This is a genomic window from Rhodoferax sp. ZS1R8 (genome assembly GCF_056521325.1).
In genome coordinates this window covers 1-1468 of the sequence record NZ_JBWMBA010000073.1, presented here as the reverse complement: position 1 = coordinate 1468, position 1468 = coordinate 1, and the positions used below count along the sequence as shown (strand labels likewise).

2 protein-coding genes and 1 pseudogene are annotated in these 1468 nt (G+C 62.1%); all 3 read right to left on the bottom strand.

Annotated features, from left to right (window positions below; translation table 11 throughout):
• Nucleotides 1-458, bottom strand: a 458-nt coding sequence (locus AC097P_RS23855) for a glutathione S-transferase family protein (protein WP_479612912.1), incomplete at its 3' end; no start/stop codon positions are given.
• A 2-nt stretch (nt 459-460) separates the two neighbouring features.
• Nucleotides 461-1162, bottom strand: a complete 702-nt coding sequence (locus AC097P_RS23850) for a glutathione S-transferase family protein (protein WP_479612911.1) — start codon at nt 1160-1162, stop codon at nt 461-463.
• A gap of 42 nt (nt 1163-1204) precedes the next feature.
• Nucleotides 1205-1468 (bottom strand): annotated as a pseudogene (locus AC097P_RS23845) (DUF1501 domain-containing protein); the annotation flags it as partial.

The following is a 1468-nucleotide window of genomic DNA, read 5'->3' as shown; positions in this document are numbered from 1 at the left end:
TGGCGCTCCAGCACCGTGTCAAACCAGGCAGCAATCTCGCGCACCTTTTGCGCTTGTGAATGGCCAAACTCGGGAAACTGCGGCTGCTCCAGTGGCGCCAGACCGGGGTGGGTATGGCGCACAGTATTGGCAATACCAGCCAGCAAATACAGCTCGGCGCGGCGGTCTGCCATCTCGACGAAGGCGCGCTCGTCGGCATTCACCCCCATCAGATTGGGCTCCGGGTACAGGCCTTCCAGGTAAGTACAAATCGCCCGTGTTTCGGTCAGCACACGGCCGTCATCGATCTCCAGCGCCGGCACTTTGGCCAAGGGGCTCTTGGCGCGGTAGGCCTCGCCCTTGTGCTCCTGGGCGTTGAGATCCACCGTCACCATCGAAACGCCAGTGATGGCTTTTTCCGCCATGAACATCATGACGCGGCGCGGGCTGGGCGCACCCGGCGAGTAATACAGTTGCATGATCAAACTCCTGGCTTGCGGGACTGGCCCATCTCGACCATGCTACGCGCGGCCTCGGAGAATTTCTTGGCCTGCTCTTCACCGTCGCGAACCGGGGAAGGCGGGCTCTCTATGCCCTTCTGCACCGCCGGTCGCGCACGGATGGCAGCCAACCAGCGCTGCAGATGGGGCAGATCGTCCACATCCACGCCCGACCAGCGGTGGGTACGCACCCAGGCCCAGTTGGCGATGTCGGCAATGGAGTAGTCACCCGCAAGGTATTCGTGGTCTTTCAGGTGACCATCCAAAACACGGAACAGGCGTTTGGACTCACCCTGGTAGCGGTCGATGGCGGCCGGTATTTTCTCGGGGAAGTAACGGAAAAACACGTTGGCCTGTCCCATCATGGGGCCAATACCGCCCATCTGGAACATCAGCCATTGCAGCACCCGGGAGCGGCCCTTGACGTCTATGGGCATGAGTTGCCCGGTTTTCTCCGCCAAATAGATGAGGCAGGCGCCGGACTCGAAAACAGCAAAATCGTCTTCGCCGTGGTCGACGATGGCTGGTATGCGCCCATTGGGGCAAATGGCCAGAAACTGCGGTAGCTTCTGCTCGCCCTGACTCAGGTCCAGCACCTTCAGCGTGTAAGGTAGCGCAAGCTCCTCCAGCGCGATGGAAACTTTGTGCCCGTTGGGGGTGGCGGCGGTGTAGAGATCAATCATGGTGCCCATTATGGGCGCGCCGCTCAGCCGCTGGGCCAGCCTTCAGATCATGAAACCCAGATTTGTCGGGTAATCGGGGCGACCGGCCGCCGTGCCAAAACGCCGCAGATTGGGCAGAATGCCGGACATCTCGCTGTCGGCCACACCAAACCAGTTGGCCAGTGTGGCGGCATACTGGTCCACCCCGGTGCTGGGCAGCAGGCGACCCTGGCCCACATGCCACTGGTCTTGCGGCGAAGCCGTGTTGGTGACGCTGACCGGTGGCGCCGTGCCATAAAACGCCCCACCCCGGACGGCGCCGCCCAC